Source organism: Saccharospirillum impatiens DSM 12546 (genome assembly GCF_000423605.1).
Classification (GTDB): Bacteria; Pseudomonadota; Gammaproteobacteria; order Pseudomonadales; family Natronospirillaceae; genus Saccharospirillum; species Saccharospirillum impatiens.
Genome location: NZ_AUIH01000003.1, coordinates 83212 through 99051, shown reverse-complemented (window position 1 = coordinate 99051; position 15840 = coordinate 83212). Strand labels below are relative to the sequence as shown.

The 15840-nt window shown below is 55.4% G+C and carries 14 protein-coding genes; 7 read left to right on the top strand and 7 right to left on the bottom strand.

Features of this window, described 5'->3' with window-relative positions; all coding sequences use genetic code 11:
- Positions 1–58: 58 nt before the first annotated feature.
- The 5 genes from ydiJ to G565_RS22680 all read right to left on the bottom strand — a co-directional run bounded on the left by ydiJ (position 59) and on the right by G565_RS22680 (position 7242).
- On the bottom strand, positions 59–3115 hold the full coding sequence (gene ydiJ / locus G565_RS0102955) for a D-2-hydroxyglutarate dehydrogenase YdiJ (protein WP_028669638.1): 3057 nt from the start codon (positions 3113–3115) through the stop codon (positions 59–61).
- A gap of 104 nt (positions 3116–3219) precedes the next feature.
- The gene (locus tag G565_RS0102950; RefSeq protein ID WP_037337401.1) at positions 3220–3639 is read right to left on the bottom strand and encodes a CBS domain-containing protein; all 420 of its coding nucleotides are present in this window, start codon (positions 3637–3639) and stop codon (positions 3220–3222) included.
- A gap of 124 nt (positions 3640–3763) precedes the next feature.
- Complete coding sequence (locus G565_RS0102945; protein WP_028669636.1) at positions 3764–5488, bottom strand: proline--tRNA ligase; 1725 nt, start codon at positions 5486–5488, stop codon at positions 3764–3766.
- Positions 5489–5704: 216 nt separating this feature from the next.
- On the bottom strand, positions 5705–6124 hold the full coding sequence (locus tag G565_RS0102940) for a VOC family protein (RefSeq protein ID WP_028669635.1): 420 nt from the start codon (positions 6122–6124) through the stop codon (positions 5705–5707).
- Positions 6121–7242, bottom strand: a complete 1122-nt coding sequence (locus G565_RS22680) for a GNAT family N-acetyltransferase (RefSeq protein WP_051207197.1) — start codon at positions 7240–7242, stop codon at positions 6121–6123. The genes G565_RS0102940 and G565_RS22680 overlap by 4 nt, the downstream gene beginning before the upstream one ends.
- A 108-nt stretch (positions 7243–7350) precedes the next feature.
- Between G565_RS22680 and G565_RS0102930 the strand changes: the two genes are divergently transcribed.
- The 7 genes from G565_RS0102930 to hppD all read left to right on the top strand — a co-directional run bounded on the left by G565_RS0102930 (position 7351) and on the right by hppD (position 14270).
- Positions 7351–7788, top strand: a complete 438-nt coding sequence (locus G565_RS0102930) for an HIT domain-containing protein (protein ID WP_028669634.1) — start codon at positions 7351–7353, stop codon at positions 7786–7788.
- A gap of 153 nt (positions 7789–7941) precedes the next feature.
- Entirely contained in the window at positions 7942–8481 is a 540-nt protein-coding gene (locus tag G565_RS0102925) for a phosphatase PAP2 family protein (RefSeq protein ID WP_028669633.1), read from the top strand.
- The gene (locus tag G565_RS0102920) at positions 8481–9533 is read left to right on the top strand and encodes an MJ1255/VC2487 family glycosyltransferase (RefSeq protein ID WP_028669632.1); all 1053 of its coding nucleotides are present in this window, start codon (positions 8481–8483) and stop codon (positions 9531–9533) included. The genes G565_RS0102925 and G565_RS0102920 overlap by 1 nt, the downstream gene beginning before the upstream one ends.
- Positions 9534–9771: 238 nt before the next feature.
- Entirely contained in the window at positions 9772–10566 is a 795-nt protein-coding gene (gene phhA, locus G565_RS0102915) for a phenylalanine 4-monooxygenase (protein ID WP_028669631.1), read from the top strand.
- Between the two features lie 255 nt (positions 10567–10821).
- On the top strand, positions 10822–11160 hold the full coding sequence (locus G565_RS0102910) for a 4a-hydroxytetrahydrobiopterin dehydratase (protein WP_028669630.1): 339 nt from the start codon (positions 10822–10824) through the stop codon (positions 11158–11160).
- A gap of 144 nt (positions 11161–11304) precedes the next feature.
- On the top strand, positions 11305–12864 hold the full coding sequence (tyrR, locus tag G565_RS0102905; protein ID WP_028669629.1) for a transcriptional regulator TyrR: 1560 nt from the start codon (positions 11305–11307) through the stop codon (positions 12862–12864).
- 317 nt (positions 12865–13181) lie between these two features.
- Positions 13182–14270, top strand: coding sequence for a 4-hydroxyphenylpyruvate dioxygenase (hppD, locus tag G565_RS0102900; protein WP_028669628.1), 1089 nt, complete (start codon positions 13182–13184; stop codon positions 14268–14270).
- A gap of 83 nt (positions 14271–14353) precedes the next feature.
- On the opposite strand, the gene G565_RS0102895 is transcribed toward hppD, so the two are convergent.
- Entirely contained in the window at positions 14354–15073 is a 720-nt protein-coding gene (locus G565_RS0102895; RefSeq protein WP_028669627.1) for an RNA methyltransferase, read from the bottom strand.
- Positions 15074–15145: 72 nt separating this feature from the next.
- Positions 15146–15559 (bottom strand): DUF4864 domain-containing protein, encoded by a 414-nt coding sequence (locus G565_RS0102890; RefSeq protein WP_028669626.1) that lies wholly within the window; start codon positions 15557–15559, stop codon positions 15146–15148.
- Positions 15560–15840: the final 281 nt, after the last annotated feature.

Here is a 15840-nt window from a genome sequence, read left to right as displayed (position 1 = left end):
CATGCGCGCCGGGCGGTTGGTCGTGATTACCCGGTTCCCGGTAGGAGACCGGGAGCCATCATCCGGTAAACCGACCAGCCAGATACTGCAGTGGGTGCTTCAGACTGATGCCTTGCTGACGCTGGGCCTGGCTGCGGCAGGAGTAACCCGTAGCAACCCACTGGTCATCTTCAGACCCGGTGTCGAGCAGGGGTCGCCATGAGAGGTCATAGATTGTCGCAGAAGTGCCTTTATTGCGCGTCTCATGGCCATAGGTGCCGGCCATACCACAGCAGCCTACGGCTTCGTGTTCCAGTGTCAGGCCCAGGGCGGTGAAGATGGCTTGCCAGTCTTTCATACTGGCAGCTGCGTTGGTTTTTTCGGTGCAGTGCCCCAGTAGTTTCACGGCGCCTGGTTCATACCGGCCCTGTTGCAATTCGATGTGTGTGAGCCGTTGGCCTAAAAATTCCTGCAATAGCAGGACGGGTGTAACGGCACCGTCCAGATACTTCACGTATTCTGAGCGATAGGCGAGTGTCATTGAGGGGTCGATACCTACCAAAGGTACCCCACTTTTTGCCAGAGCAGCGAAGTCTTTCTGGCGGCGCCTGGCGACCCAGGTAAAGGTTTTAAGAAAACCGTGAACATGCAGTGGCTTGCCATTGGCCCGGTAGGGCATTACCCAGACCTTAAATCCGAGTTGCTGCAGGCAGCGCAGAATATCGGCGACGGTATCGGTATCAAAAAAGCTGGAGAACGCATCCTGAACAATCACTACGGATCGCTCGCGCTCGCGGGCGGGCAAGCCCTGAAGGATCTCTGCATCAGCCCAGTCGATGCCCAATTGATGCATCAGGCTGCCCAGTTGATGGCGATGAATTTTCGGGCTGTCGACCATGCCCGCAACGTGTTCCAGAAACCACTGCACCGGTTTGGCGGCCATCAGACCATTGTAGACCCATTTGAAAGGACGTTTGGCCAGCCATGGAATGACGAATTCAAGGGTGCCAATGAAGTAGTCTTTCAGCGGACGTAGATAACGCCCGTAGTATAAATGCAGGAATTTGGCCCGAAACTCAGGTACGTCGACCTTGATCGGACATTGTCCGGTGCAGGATTTACAAGCAAGACAACCGGCCATCGAATCGTAGACTTCGTGGCTGAAGTCATAGTCCCCGCGCTCCCGGCGCCAGGTGTTCCAGGCGCGAGGAAGCCAGTGCACCAGCGGTATCCGGCGATGCTCTGCGGTTGCCAGTGACCGGGTGCTGTGACCCTGTTCACCAAGCAGTCGTGCCCATTCGCGAATCAGTGATGCCCGGCCTTTGGGTGAGTGTTTGCGCTCCCGGGTTCCTTTCCAGGAAGGGCACATGGCATCGTTTGGGTCGTAGTTATAGCAGGCGCCATTGCCATTGCAGTACATGGCTTCGGACTGATAAGACCAGCTCTCCACCGGTATGGTCCGGTCTTTGTCGCCGCGTGTGGTGACTGCATCGATAGCCAGCAATTTAAGTTCGGGTTGTGTTGTGGCGATCTTGCCCGGATTCAGCTGGTTATTCGGGTCGAATGCGCGTTTGATGGCTTGCAACTCCGGGTAGAGATCGCCAAAAAATGCTGGCGAAAACTCGGACCGCACGCCCTTACCGTGCTCGCCCCAAAGCAGTCCGCCATACTGTTTGACCAGTTCGACTACCGCATCGGTCACTCGCCTTACCGTTTTGATCTGCTCCGGGTCTTTCATGTCCAGTGCCGGTCGCACATGCAAAACACCGGCATCAACGTGGCCGAACATGCCGTAGGTCAGGCCTTCGTCGTCCAGTACTTTGCGAAACGCCATGATGAAGTCGGCAAGATTTTCCGGTGGTACCGCCGTGTCTTCAACGAAGGGGACCGGCCGTACTTCGCCCTGTGCATTGCCCAGCAGACCAACGGATTTCTTGCGCATGCCCCAGATCTGATTGACCGCGGTGTTGCCCCAGGCAACCGAGTAACCGGTGCACTTGCCTGGTTGCCCTTGCAGTGCGTCCAGCGAATCGGTCAGGCGTTTTACACCGGCTTCCAGGGTGGCGTTGTCGTCAGCGGTGAACTCTACGAGGTTGATGCCGCTAACGACTTCACCCGCAGCCGAAGGAAAGTACTCGGCCACGGTATTCCAGATGATGTCGCCCTTGGCCAGCTCCAGCACGCGGCTGTCGACGGTCTCAATGGAAGCGGGCCTGGCTTGCATCAGGGTCTGGGCATCACGCAGCGACGTTTCAAAGCTGTCGTAACGTACGTTAACCAGGGCCGATACTTTTGGAATTGGCAGAACATTCAGTCGCGCTTCGACGATGAAACCGAGCGTACCTTCAGAACCGCACAGGATATTGTTCAGGTTGAACCGGCCCTGTTCATCGCGAATGTGAGCGAGGTCATATCCGGTCAGGCAGCGATTCAGCTTGGGGAAATGAGCGTCAATATCCTGGGCCCGACGCAGATGGATATCATCAACGGTCCGGAATATCTCGCCAATCAACCCGGGTTGTGACTTGGCATCGTCCAGGCCGGCTGCATCGACAGGGCCGGTCTCCAGCAGGGATCCATCGAGCAAAACGGTGCTGAGATTAAGGACATGATCGCGGGTTTTGCCGTACATGACTGAACCCTGACCACTGGCATCGGTATTGATCATACCGCCGATGGTAGCCCGGTTGCTGGTTGACAGTTCCGGCGCAAAAAACAGACCGTGAGGCAGCAACGCCGCGTTGAGCTGGTCTTTGACCGCGCCACCCTCGACGCGTACCCAGCCTTCCTCGGCATTGATCTCAACAATACGATTCATGTGGCGGGATACGTCCACCACAATGCCATCGGTCAGAGATTGGCCGTTGGTGCCGGTACCGCCGCCGCGGGGGCTGATGACGATCGATTGCCAGTCATCCTGGCTGATCAGCCGGGTCAGCCGTTGCAAATCACCACGATGACGCGGGTATATAACCGCCTGCGGCAGCACCTGGTAGATCGAGTTGTCGGTCGCCAGCACCGTGCGATTGGCATAGTCCGGGTTAAGCTCGCCTTCGAACCCTGTTTTGCGCAAGGCATCGATAAAGGCAAGGTAATGGCTCTGGACTGGTGATACGTCTTTCAGGCGTGGAATCATGAACTGGGACACTTGGCGACAACGACGGGGGTATTCTAACGAAAAACCCACCAAATTCGAGTTCGGCTGACGCCAGGGTGTAAATCAGTGGTGTGGGTTCACCGTCAGGCGGTTTGTTTGTTCCAGACCCTGAGCCTCAGCAGAGCAGCGAGCACATCCGTTCGGGTGATTTCACCAATGAGTCTGCGGTGGTCGGTAACCGGGTATTTCTTGGGTTTGTCCTGGGTCATGATTTGGGCCAGATCGATGATGCTCATTTCGCCCGACATGGTCAGTACATCGCGGCGCATGATGTCTGAAACCAGGGTGGTGTTCTCCCGAAAGTAGCTGTCTGTGATCAGGTGTTTCAGGCAATCCTGTTCAGACAAGTAGCCGACCAGGTGGTGCTGATCATCCACCACGGCACCGCCAAGCATTTTGTGTTTCAACAATATCTGAACCGCCTCAGTGACGGTCGCGGTTGCTGGAATGGCGACCCGGGCCGGGGTCATGCAATCAGCAACGGTCAGGGACTCCTGTTTCATAATGGACTACTCCTTCCAGGCAAACGGGAAGGGCAACCGCTGGGCGGTTGCGCTTCTGAGTTCCAGTGTCGCGTTTGGCGACACCGTGTCCTTAGCTTAGTCGGCGGTCGTGCGCCTGTAAAATTCAGCGACCCAGGCTAGCCAGAATGTGAGCGATGGCGTCGTCTTTTTTGAGGACTACTTTTTCGTCAGCACCCCGGGCTTTGTATTCAAGTTCACCCTCGGCCAGGCCTCGGTCACTGACAACCAGGCGGTGGGGAATGCCCATCAGTTCCATGTCGGCGAACTTAACGCCCGGGCTGGTCTTCTTGTCACGGTCATCCAGTAACACCTCAACCCCCGCAGCTTGCAAGTCGGCATAGAGTTGCTCGGCCACTTCCATGACTTCAGGGCTTTTGTGTGCATTGAGCGGCACAATGCCCACGTGGAACGGTGCCAGAGCGTTTGGCCAGATAATGCCGTTTTCATCATGATTCTGTTCAATGGCTGCTGCGACGATGCGGCTGACACCGATGCCATAGCAGCCCATGTTCATGATCTGGCCTTTACCGTTCTGGTCCAGAACTGTCGCATTCAAGGCTTTGGCGTACTTGTTTCCCAGCTGAAAAATGTGCCCGACTTCGATGCCTTTTTTGATCAGCAGGGTGCCTTTGCCATCAGGGCTTGGGTCGCCTTCGACAACGCTGCGCAAGTCGGCGACAGTTGGCAGTGCAACATCGCGCTCCCAGTTGATGCCAAACCAGTGCTTGTCGTCTTCATTGGCGCCAGCACCAAAGTCTGCCATGACGCTGACACAACGGTCGACGATCATCGGCACGCGCAGTCCGACCGGGCCAAGGGAACCCGGGCCAGCACCGACAGCCGCCCGGATGGCTTCTTCAGTGCCCATGGTCAGGGGGGATTTGACACCCGGTAGGTTCTCGGCCTTGATCTCGTTCAGCTCATGATCCCCGCGAATCAGCAGGGCAATCAGGCCACCTTCGATGTCTTCTTCGGCCTCGACGATCAGTGTCTTGATCGTCTTTTCGATGGGCAGATTGAATTGCGTCACTAACTGATCAATGGTTTTGGTGTCGGGCGTGTCGACCTTGCGCAAGGCTTCTGTCGCTTCGGCTCTGGGGGCAGCGGGCATCAGAGCTTCGGCCTTTTCAATGTTGGCGGCAAAGTCACTGCTGTCTGAAAAAGCGATGTAGTCTTCGCCGGAATCAGCCAGCACCTGAAACTCATGCGAGGCCGCGCCGCCCATGGCGCCCGAGTCGGCTAGGACCGGGCGGTAGTCGAGACCCAGGCGATCAAAAATCCGGCAATACGTGGCGTACATGTTGTCGTATTCGGCCTGCAGCGACTCCGGCTCGATGTGAAAGGAGTAAGCGTCTTTCATGATGAACTCGCGGGCTCGCATTACGCCAAAGCGAGGCCGGAATTCATCGCGAAACTTGGTCTGGATCTGATAGAAATTCACGGGCAACTGTTTGTAGCTGGTCAGCTCATTGCGTGCTATGTCCGTGATGACCTCTTCGTGAGTCGGCCCGAAGACGAAGTCCCGCTCGTGGCGGTCTTTCATGCGCAACATCAGACCGTCCATGGCATCGAAGCGGCCGCTTTCCTGCCACAGTTCGGCTGGCTGGATAGAGGGCATCAGCACCTCCTGAGCCCCTGACCGGTCCATTTCCTCACGTACGATGCGTTCGACTTTGCGCAAAACTCGCAAGCCAGTCGGCAGCCAGGTGTAGAGGCCCGAAGCCAACTTGCGAATCATGCCAGCCCGCAGCATCAGCTTATGACTGACAACGACGGCATCGGCCGGGGTTTCCTTGACGGTGGCGATCAGGTACTTGCTTGCGCGCATCGGAGATCTCTGGATTACAATGAATGTTGGCCGCGTATTGTAGGGACAATAGGCCTGAAGGTGTAGTGGTGAAGGTATAGTTACCTGCTCAAGTTTCGGAGTTCAGTTTTGCCTTGGTGCCAGGAGTCCGTGTCAGGCACCGGCCATCCATCGCGGGTTCAATGTATAAAGCCGATTTGAAGTCCGAAACTAGAGTTGCAAGGAGTAGCCGTCAAGCTACCACTCACCCTGGTTGGGCATTGATGCCCAGGGTTCCTGGCTGGGTAGGGCGTCGCCTTTTTGCAATAACTCTACCGAGATATTGTCCGGGCTGCGCACAAAGGCCATGTGGCCGTCGCGGGGCGGGCGCAGAATCGCCACGCCGTTGTCTTGCAGGTGCTGGCACAGGGCGTAAATGTCGTCTACCCGGTAGGCCAGGTGGCCAAAGTTCCGGCCGCCCCCGAGCGCTTCATCCGACTCCCAGTTGTAGGTCAGTTCAACTTCCGGTTCGCCGGGCTCTGTAGCCAGAAAGACCAGAGTGAATTTACCGGTAGGCACGTCTTTGCGCCGAATTTCCTTTAGGCCGAGCAAATTGCAATAAAAGTGCAGGGAGGCGTCGAGGTCGGTAACGCGAATCATGGTGTGCAGATACTTCATGGTGATTCTCCATCCGCAGTGGATTTAAAAGGCAGGGCTTCGATCATTTGTTGGCGGTAGTGTGCCACCATCGTGGCCTCTTCGTCACAAAAGCGTTGTACGGCGTCTCTGAACTCCGGGTGAGCCAGCCAGTGGAAAGAGTGAGTGAGGGTGGGCTCGAAACCGCGTGCGACTTTGTGCTCGCCCTGGGTGCCGGGGTCAAAGCGTTGCAGGCCGTGCCGGATGCAATAATCGATGCCCTGGTAGTAGCAAGTTTCAAAGTGCAGGTTGTTGTATTCAGCCAGGCACCCCCAGTAGCGACCATAAAGGGTGGTGTTATCGCGAAAACAGAGCGCCCCGGCGACGGCTTCTTCCCCGTCATAGGCCATAAACAACACCAGTGTTTCCGGCTGCCGCGCCAGCAGTTGTTCAAAGAACGCCCGGTTCAAGTAGCCCTGACGACCTCGTTTCAAATAAGTGGCGTGGTAAAAAACATAGAACTGATGCAACGTCTCGAGGCTGATGCCGGTGCCTTCGTAACAGTGAAGGTTCAGACCCTGCTCAGTGATTGATCGCCGTTCCTTCCGTGTGTTCTTGCGTTTACGAGAGCTGAAACGGTCCAGAAAATCGTCGAAATCCCGGTAATTCCGGTTTTTCCAGTGAAATTGCACGTCGCAGCGTTCGGCCCATCCGGTTTGACGCCACAACTGGGCTGTACCGGTGTCGGGAAACAGCAGATGGGCCCCGCTGTAACCTCGTTCCAGCACCCTGGCTTCAATGGCTCCTGCCAATGTTTGCGCTTGCGCGGCGGTCAGCGGTTCTGACGTGCGGGGCCCTACCGAGGGCGTGTACGGTATTGCCGAAACCAGCTTCGGGTAGTAGGTCAGGCCGTGTTGTTCGTACGCATGCGCCCAGGACCAGTCAAATACATACTCGCCCCAGGAATGTGTTTTGGCGTACAGGGGCATCCACAGTGCCTGATTGCCCGCTTCAAGCCTCAGATGCTCGGGTTGCCAGCCGGAACCTTCACCGCAAATGCCGGTTTGCTCAAGAGTGGATAAGAAGGAGGTCTGCATGAACGGGTTGGACTGAGCTTCGGTATGACCAGCCCAGCGGGTGTGCCATGTTGATGTTGGCATAGTCGGCTTCCATAAAACGTGAGGTTATTATAGGGATGGGAGAACAGGTTCCAAGGTTAGCCGCTACCGCATCGCATAAGGTAGAATGCGCGGTCGGAGGAGGACATCATGTTTGAACTGGATTATCGACTGCAAAACGATTGTGTGGAAGTGGGCTCGCTGATGGTCAGCCGCATTCTGCTGATGAAAGATGCCAACTACCCCTGGCTGATTCTGGTGCCTCAACGAGAGGGTATCAGTGAAATGTATCAATTGGACGTCGACGATCAGGAACAGTTGATCTGGGAAAGTTCATTTGTCGCCGAACGGCTGATGGCGACCTACGGCGGCGATAAAATGAATATAGCGGCACTAGGCAATGTCGTGCCGCAATTGCACATCCATCATGTGATGCGCAAGCAGGATGACCCTGCCTGGCCAAACCCAGTCTGGGGAGCTGTACCGCCCAGGGCTTATAGTCGGCATGCCTTGCGACACCGGGTTGAGCAATTGCAAGAGGCGTTTGAAACCTCGACCTTCAAAGCATCCGATCTACCACCGGCCTAATTTTCAACCACCTGGCCAGGCGCATGGTGGATCTTATGCCCGGCAACCTTCAATGACCCCGGTGTCGGCCCGATGTCATTGAAGGTTCACGCAACTGTCAGATCGCTGACATCTGAACCTGAATAATAAGGCTCTGAACGATGGAGGTTTATTATGAAATGGTTGCAGACAATTCAACACCTCGATATCCGGACGTTTAACTGGTGTATGGCTCGTCCCCGACGCGAACAGCTGACTGCGCTGAGCCGGGCCGTATCCAGAACCGCAGACGGCTGGATGTACCTGCTGTTCTTCACCTGCCATGCGCTGGTTCAACCGTCATCAGGGCTGGCTCTGGCGACGCTGGCATTCTGGGCGTTTGCTGTCGAACGGGCTGTCTACTGGGTGTTGAAAAACACCTGCCGGCGAAATCGTCCGCAACAGGCGCTGGCCGAGTTCACCAGCTTCATAATCCCTTCTGATACGTTCAGTTTTCCCTCCGGTCATACGTCCGGTGCGTTTCTGTTTACTTTTCTGGTGGCCAGCCAATTGCCAGTGCTCTTGCCGTTTCTGCTGATTTGGTCGATCGGTGTCGCTGGGTCCCGCATTTTCCTGGGTGTGCATTTTCCGACGGACACCCTGGTAGGGGCCGGTCTTGGAAGTCTGGTCGGCTACGGCATGCTTGGATTATTCACAACGCAGGGGTGGCTGTGATGAAGGTTTTATACGGTGTTCAGGGTACCGGCAACGGACACATTACCCGGGCGCGGGTGATGGCTGACGCACTGTCAGCAAAAGGCATTGACGTCGACTGGGTATTCTCGGGTCGCGACCGGCAAAAGATGTTTGATATGGAGCGTTTCGGCGACTTTCACTGTTTTCGGGGTCTGACCTTTCAGGTGCATAACGGCAAAGTAGACATGCGCCGCACCATGAACGATGCGTCGATGAGTGAGCTGTGGCGAGACATTCGAACACTGGCGCCTGAGCAGTACGACCTGGTGCTGACTGATTTTGAACCGGTGGTTGCCTGGGCGGCGCGCCGGCGTGGCGTTCCCTGCGTGGGTATCGGACATCAATACGCCTTTGCTCATGACATCCCCAAGGCGGGTCACTCCGTCGTTTCCGAGGCCATCATGCGCTGGTTCGCACCGGTGACGCTGGGACTGGGTGTTCACTGGCACCATTTTGGCAAAGACATTTTGCCACCCATCATCGAACCGGTGAGCCAGCCTGAACCCGGTGAGCTGGATTCAGTGCTGATTTACCTTCCTTTCGAAAACAGCGGCCACATCATCGATCTGCTGGCGCCCTTGAAGCGGAACCGCTTTGTCATGCATTGCAGTGATATCGAGCCAGGACAATACGGCAATGTAACGGTTCGCGGATTCAGTCGGGATGGCTTTAAAGTGTCGTTGCATCAAAGTGGTTCAGTCGTCTGTAACGCGGGTTTTGAACTGACCAGTGAGGCCCTGGCGCTGGGCAAGCGAATTCTCGTTAAACCCCTGCACGGACAGATGGAGCAGTCTTCCAACGCCGCGGCGCTGGAGCAGCTGGGTCTCGGGCAGGTGATGCCGGAGCTGAGCGCCTCGGCCATAGCCTATTTCCTGGCAACCGGAGAACGGCAGTTGGTGAACTACCCGAACGTGGCAGAAGCCATCGTCGACTGGTTGCAGCTGTATCCGGCCCGATCCGTAAACGATCTTGTCGCCCAGCTATGGCGGGATGTCCAATTCACGTCTCCGCCGATGATTCAGGCGGCCTGACAGACACCTATCGGGCAGCCCTCCCGCACGAACAGCCCCTTGCCAGCGCTGGCTTTGCGGGCTGTTCGTCCACCTGTGTTGACACATTTCCAGGCCTCGGACATTGCGCTTCCCATTGTTGACTCCCTCGGTTCGGAGGTACAAAAGACGCCTCAAACATTGTCGTCGAGATAACGAATGGCACAGTAGGCCAACGTTATTTCCGATCCCGAACACAAAAAAGACAAGGGTGAATGCAATGGCAAAGGCAAGTCGCTATGTGGCTCACCAGCCCGATGCTCAGGGGCATGTGGCCTGGCAACCGGATGAGCATCGTATCTGGGAAACATTGGTCCAACGTCAGTATAAGGCGATTCCGGGCAAGGCCTGTAAGGCTTATCTGGATGGTCTGGAACATCTGAACCTGCCTGAGGACCGGGTACCGCAGTTGGCGGAAATTGACGCCGTGCTGTCCAGTGCTACCGGTTGGAAGACAGCCCCGGTTCCAGCGTTGATCGACTTTTCCGAGTTTTTTCGGTTGCTTGCCAGCCGGCAATTTCCGGTGGCGACGTTTATTCGTTCCGAACAGGAACTGAATTACCTTCAGGAGCCGGACATTTTTCACGAAATATTTGGCCACTGCCCCATGCTGACTCATCAGGCCTTTGCCGACTTTACCCAGTTGTATGGCGAACTGGGGCTGAACGCCTCAAAAGAAGACCGGGTCTTCCTGGCCAGAATGTATTGGTTTACGGTGGAATTCGGGTTGTTGCAGACGGCGCAAGAGCGTGCCATTTATGGGGGAGGTATTCTCTCGTCTCCGGGTGAGACCGACTATGCCTTCAGCAGTGACGTGCCTGAACGCCTTCCTTTTGATCTGGTTTCGGTATTGCGGACACCCTATCGCATCGACATTATGCAGCCGGTTTACTATTGCCTGGAGTCGGTGGATCAGCTTTATGACATTGCCCGGCTCGATATCATGGGCGCCGTTCAGGAAGCGAAGCGTCTGGGTTTGTTTGCCCCGCGCTTTGAGCAAAAGCAGGCAGTGTAACCGTGGTTTCAGCAGGCAACTTAAGAACTCACACTCTGGAGTTCAGGCCATCAAAGCGCCTGCGTTGAGCGTCGGTCTCCGGTTGTGCCACCGTAGGCCGGGTGCAATTTCACCCACGCTGTTTACTCCAGGCGGGGGGTGACCGCTTTGGTGTCGCTATATCAGGCAAGCAATGCAGTGGCGCAACCAGCAGACACCGTTCGGATTGCGTTCATTTCAACAGATGAGTGACTCATATTTTAAGAAGGAGACAGCATGACGCTTGCAGCAGAACACTGTGAAGCCTGCCGGGCTGGTGCGCCCCGGGTTTCAGACGATGAACTGGCGGACCTGATCAAAGCCATCCCCGACTGGCAACCCGTCACCCGGGAAAGCACGCTGCAATTGCAACGCAGCTTCAAGTTCAAGACGTTTCGCGATGCACTGGATTTTACCAACCAGGTAGGGGAGCTGGCAGAGCGAGAGGGGCATCACCCCGAGATCGTCACCGAATGGGGTAAAACCACCGTTACCTGGTGGACTCACAAAATTGGCGGACTGCACCGGAACGACTTCATTTGTGCGGCGAAAACCGATTCACTGCTAACGGGTTAGTAACGCTGTGACAGGGGGGGGGCGCTTTAGTGCCCCCGGTGGGTCAGCGCTCACCTGTAAAGAACAGTTGACAAGTAATGGCTTCTGCGGCAATTTAGGCCTCCGGCAAGATCACCGTACAGACGGTAGATAACGGAGAGCAGCATGCGGCTGAAAATTGAATGCGAAGAACGTCTTGGTATTTGTGCCGAGGTGCTGGATATTCTGGTGAACCACCAGATCGATTTGCGCGGTATCGAGATTGACCCCACCGGCGAGATATATCTCAACTTTCCCACCGTTGAATTCGACGAGTTTCAGCATCTGATGCCTGAGATCCGTCTGATTCCCGGCATTCATGACGTCTCGATGATTCCTTACATGCCAACCGAGCGGGAACAGCAGGAGTTACGAACCCTGCTAAAAACCTTGCCGGAACCGGTGATTTCAATCGACAGCAAAGGCTATGTGGTGATTGCCAACGAGGCAGCGCTGGATATCCTGCAACTGCCGGATGCCGATGTGGTCAGCAAGTTGCTCAAAAACTGGGTAAAGGGATTTAATGTCAATAAGTGGCTGGGCGGTAAAAAGCCAACCACAGAATCGACCCACATGCAGCTAAAAGGGCGTACCTTTCTGGCCGATATTTACCCGATCTGGTTGCCCGGTGAAGGTCCTGACAGTGGTGAAACCCTCTTTGCCGGTGGCGTTATCACGTTCAAATCTCCTGAACGGTTAGGCCGCCAGATGACGGCCTATCACCAGCAAACCGGTGAGTTTGAAATGCTGATCGCCGAAAGCCAGTCAATGAAGCGCGTGATCAGACAGGCCAAACGCATGTCCGGTCTGGATGCGCCCTTGCTGATTACCGGTGAGACCGGTACCGGTAAGGAGCTGCTGGCCAAATCCTGCCATCAGCACAGCTTGCGCAAAGACAAACCCTTTCTGGTGCTCAATTGCGCCGCCTTGCCGGACAACGTCGCTGAAAGCGAGCTGTTTGGTTATGCCGCAGGCGCATTTGAAGGCGCGACCCAGGCTAAAAAGGGCATTTTAGAGCTGTCTGAAGGGGGCACTGTCTTTCTTGATGAAATTGGCGATATGTCGAAGGTATTGCAAAGCAAATTTCTTCGTTTGCTCCAGGACGGGACCTATCGGCGAGTGGGTGATGAGAAAGAGTACCGGGCCGATGTGCGCATCATCTGTTCCACTCAGAAAGATTTGCTGAACATGGGCCATAAAGGAGAGTTTCGCGAAGATCTCTACTATCGACTCAATGTGCTGACGCTGCACATACCGCCCCTGCGGGATCGCAAATCCGATGTACTGCCTATGGCTGAGCGCTTTATCGCCCGTTTCGCAGAGCCCCAGCGGCGGCGGATCAAGCTGTCGAGAGCCTGTCAGAATGCGTTGCAACAGTATCCCTGGCCGGGCAATGTCCGTCAGATGGAGAACGCCCTGTTGCGCGCGGTCTCGCTGGCCGAGGGAGACATACTCGAGCCGGAGCACCTGCAATTGCCGAGCTTCACCAGCGGCTGGGGTTACGCGGAAGAGAATTTTGACGGGTCCCTTGATGAGGCGATGAAACGTTTCGAGTCCGACCTGTTGAGGCGACTTTACCCGGCCTACCCAAGCAGTCGGCAACTGGGCAAAAAGCTCGGTGTGTCGCACACAGCCATTGCCAACAAGCTTCGAGAATACGGCATCGGCAAACACGCCAAGCGATAAGCTCTTTCACAGAGCGGCAACCGGCTAGCCGGTTGCCGCTCTGTATCGGAAAGCGTCCAGTTCCAGGGCTCTATTGTGTTATGGGAGTCCTGTAAGTTACTGATACAAAAAGAGTTATTGGTTTCTGTAAACAATGTCCTCCAGGCTTTACGGAATAGGCTGACACAGCCTGGCAGCCAACCTGATAGCACTCACTGGTGTTCTGACCCGTGCCGGTTCACAGTTTCTCCAGACTAAAACAGCGTGCACTGTCCGTCACCCGGGCGGAGTAACGCTGACAATAAAAATAGACATTGTGTTAACTGGAGATACGCACCATGACCGATATGCAGGTACAAGGCACCGCCAATCCGCTGGCCACCGATGGTTTTGAATTCGTCGAGTACACCGCACCTGATGCTCAGGGCATTCAGAATCTGAAAGACCTGTTTCTTGGCCTGGGCTTTGCCGAAGTGGCCAAGCACAAGAACAAGAATGTCTGGCTCTATCGTCAGGGCGATATTAATTTTGTGGTGAATGCGGAACCCAACTCTCACGCTGAGAATTTTGCCCACCAACATGGCGCCAGCGTGAATGGCATGGCCTGGCGGGTCAAGAATGCCGCCCAGGCAATGGACCACGCAGTTGCCGCCGGGGCCAAACCTTTCACCGGCAAAATTGGCCCGATGGAACTTAATATTCCGGGCGTATTTGGTATTGGCGAGAGCACTCTTTATTTTGTCGATCGCTATGACGGCTCTTCGATTTACGACATTGATTTCGAGTTTTATCCGGGCTGGGAAAAGACGGTAGCCGAGAACAGCGTTGGCCTGGAATTTGTCGATCATCTGACACACAACGTTCAACGCGGCAATATGGGCGTTTGGGCCAGCTTTTACGAACGCATCGGTAACTTTCGTGAAATTCGGTATTTCGACATTGAAGGTAAGTTGACCGGCCTGGTTTCGAAGGCCATGACGTCTCCTTGCGGCAAGATTCGCATCCCGATCAATGAATCGAGCGATGACAAGTCTCAGATTGAAGAATACCTGCGAGAATACAAGGGTGAAGGTATTCAGCACATCGCGCTGGCAACATCGGACATCTATAAAACCGTCAGTACCATGCGCGAGCGCGGCATGAAGTTCATGTCGACCCCGGATACCTACTACGACAAAATTGATGAGCGGGTGAAAGGCCATCAGGAGCCCGTCGACCAATTACGGGATCTGCGTATTCTTATTGACGGTGCCCCGGAAGATTCCGGCATTCTATTGCAGATATTCACCAATACCGTGATCGGGCCGGTGTTTTTTGAGATTATTCAGCGCAAAGGCAACGAAGGCTTTGGCGAGGGCAATTTCAAAGCGTTGTTCGAATCAATAGAAGAAGATCAGATTCGTCGTGGTGTCATCAAGGGCGACTGATTGTCCAATATACGGGCCGCAGAACCGGCCCGTATATCAATGATTGAAAACACGCACCGATCATCCCCCGTAGTAGGGCGTGTTCAGCCTCTCTCCGCCGCTTCCTGAGCCTTGCTTAGTACTCCACGCAATAGCCGTAACTCTTTAGCGGTAGGTCGCGCTCGCCGATACAGAGCTTTGAGGTGGTCGAGTGCCTGGCCAGGGGCTTTGTTATTGGTAAAGCCAATGTCATCCAGAGTGTGCGCAAGATGATCGTAAAACCGGTTAAGGTCATCGTTGAGTGGATACTCATCTTCGACCGGTGGCAGATTGTCGTGTCGCTGGCTTGCCTTGAACACTTCGTAGCATACCAACTGAACTGCCTGGCTTAGATTGAGCACCGGGTAATCCGGGTTGGCATCAATATTCAGTTGGGCGTGGCATTGCTGAATATCATCGTTATGCAAACCCATACGTTCGCGTCCAAATACAATGGCTACGGGGGCTTGTTGCTGCAAGGTGACGGCTTTCTCAGCGCATTGCTCCGCAGAGTAGGCGGGCAGTCGGATGCTGCGGTCGCGGGCGCTGGTGCCAACCACCAGCACGCAATCGCTTATCGCTTCAGCGAGAGACGGGACTATTCGGGCGCGATCCAGCACATCGGTCGCCTGACCGGCCCGGTTGTAGGCCTCGTCGCACGGAAAATCGACCGGGTTAACCAGAACCAGATCGGCCAACCCCATGTTCTTCATGGCGCGGGCAACAGCCCCTATATTGCCGGGATGCCAGGTCTGGATCAGAATAATGCGAATGTTCAAAGCCATGGATGCACTGCGCCCTCTGCGTTAAGGACGCGCAGTTTACCTGAAATCAGAGGGCAGGGTCAGCGCTTGTCGCTAAAACGCATCGCTCTGATAAGGCGTCATTTGCACGCCGGCAATGCGCCATTCATCCTCACTGTTCAAACGCATGGCGTAGTAGACCATGTACTCGTCACCTTCTCTGTCGCGCAGCCAAATCGGCTGTATCCACGCATCGCCACCATCACGGGCTTCTTCAAAGCGCATGACCGTGAAATCGATCAGGGGTCGGTAGCCTTGTTGTACCATCTGGTAAAAGCGATTGGGAGAACCAAACTGGCGCTTGATGCCCGCATCGGCAAAGCCGTAGGCGGTATCGGCATCGCCGTTCTGCAAGGCACCCAGCTGCTGGGTGATCAGCGGCTGGAATTGCTCGGGTGGGGTCTGTTCGGCCATCACGCTGGTGGCCAGGCCAAGACCGAAGATCAGTAACCAATGCAAAACACGCATGGCACTCTCCCTAGTGGTTAATAACTGAACAACTGATACGCAGGAAAAGGATAGCTGGTTTTAAATTAGGCGTGTTGAATTGTCGAATCCAGCTGTGCAAGTCGCTCGCGCCGCCGGATACAACAGTTCTCTCTCCACCACCGGGGGAGAGAGTTAGAGAGAGGGGGCGGCGCAGCCGTTAGTGCCGTGGTTTCGACTTGAGTGCGGTGTAGCCAGAGTAGAACCCTCACCCGTGGGACGGGAAAGGGAGCGGTTAGTTGGTTAAATACAACCAGCGCCAG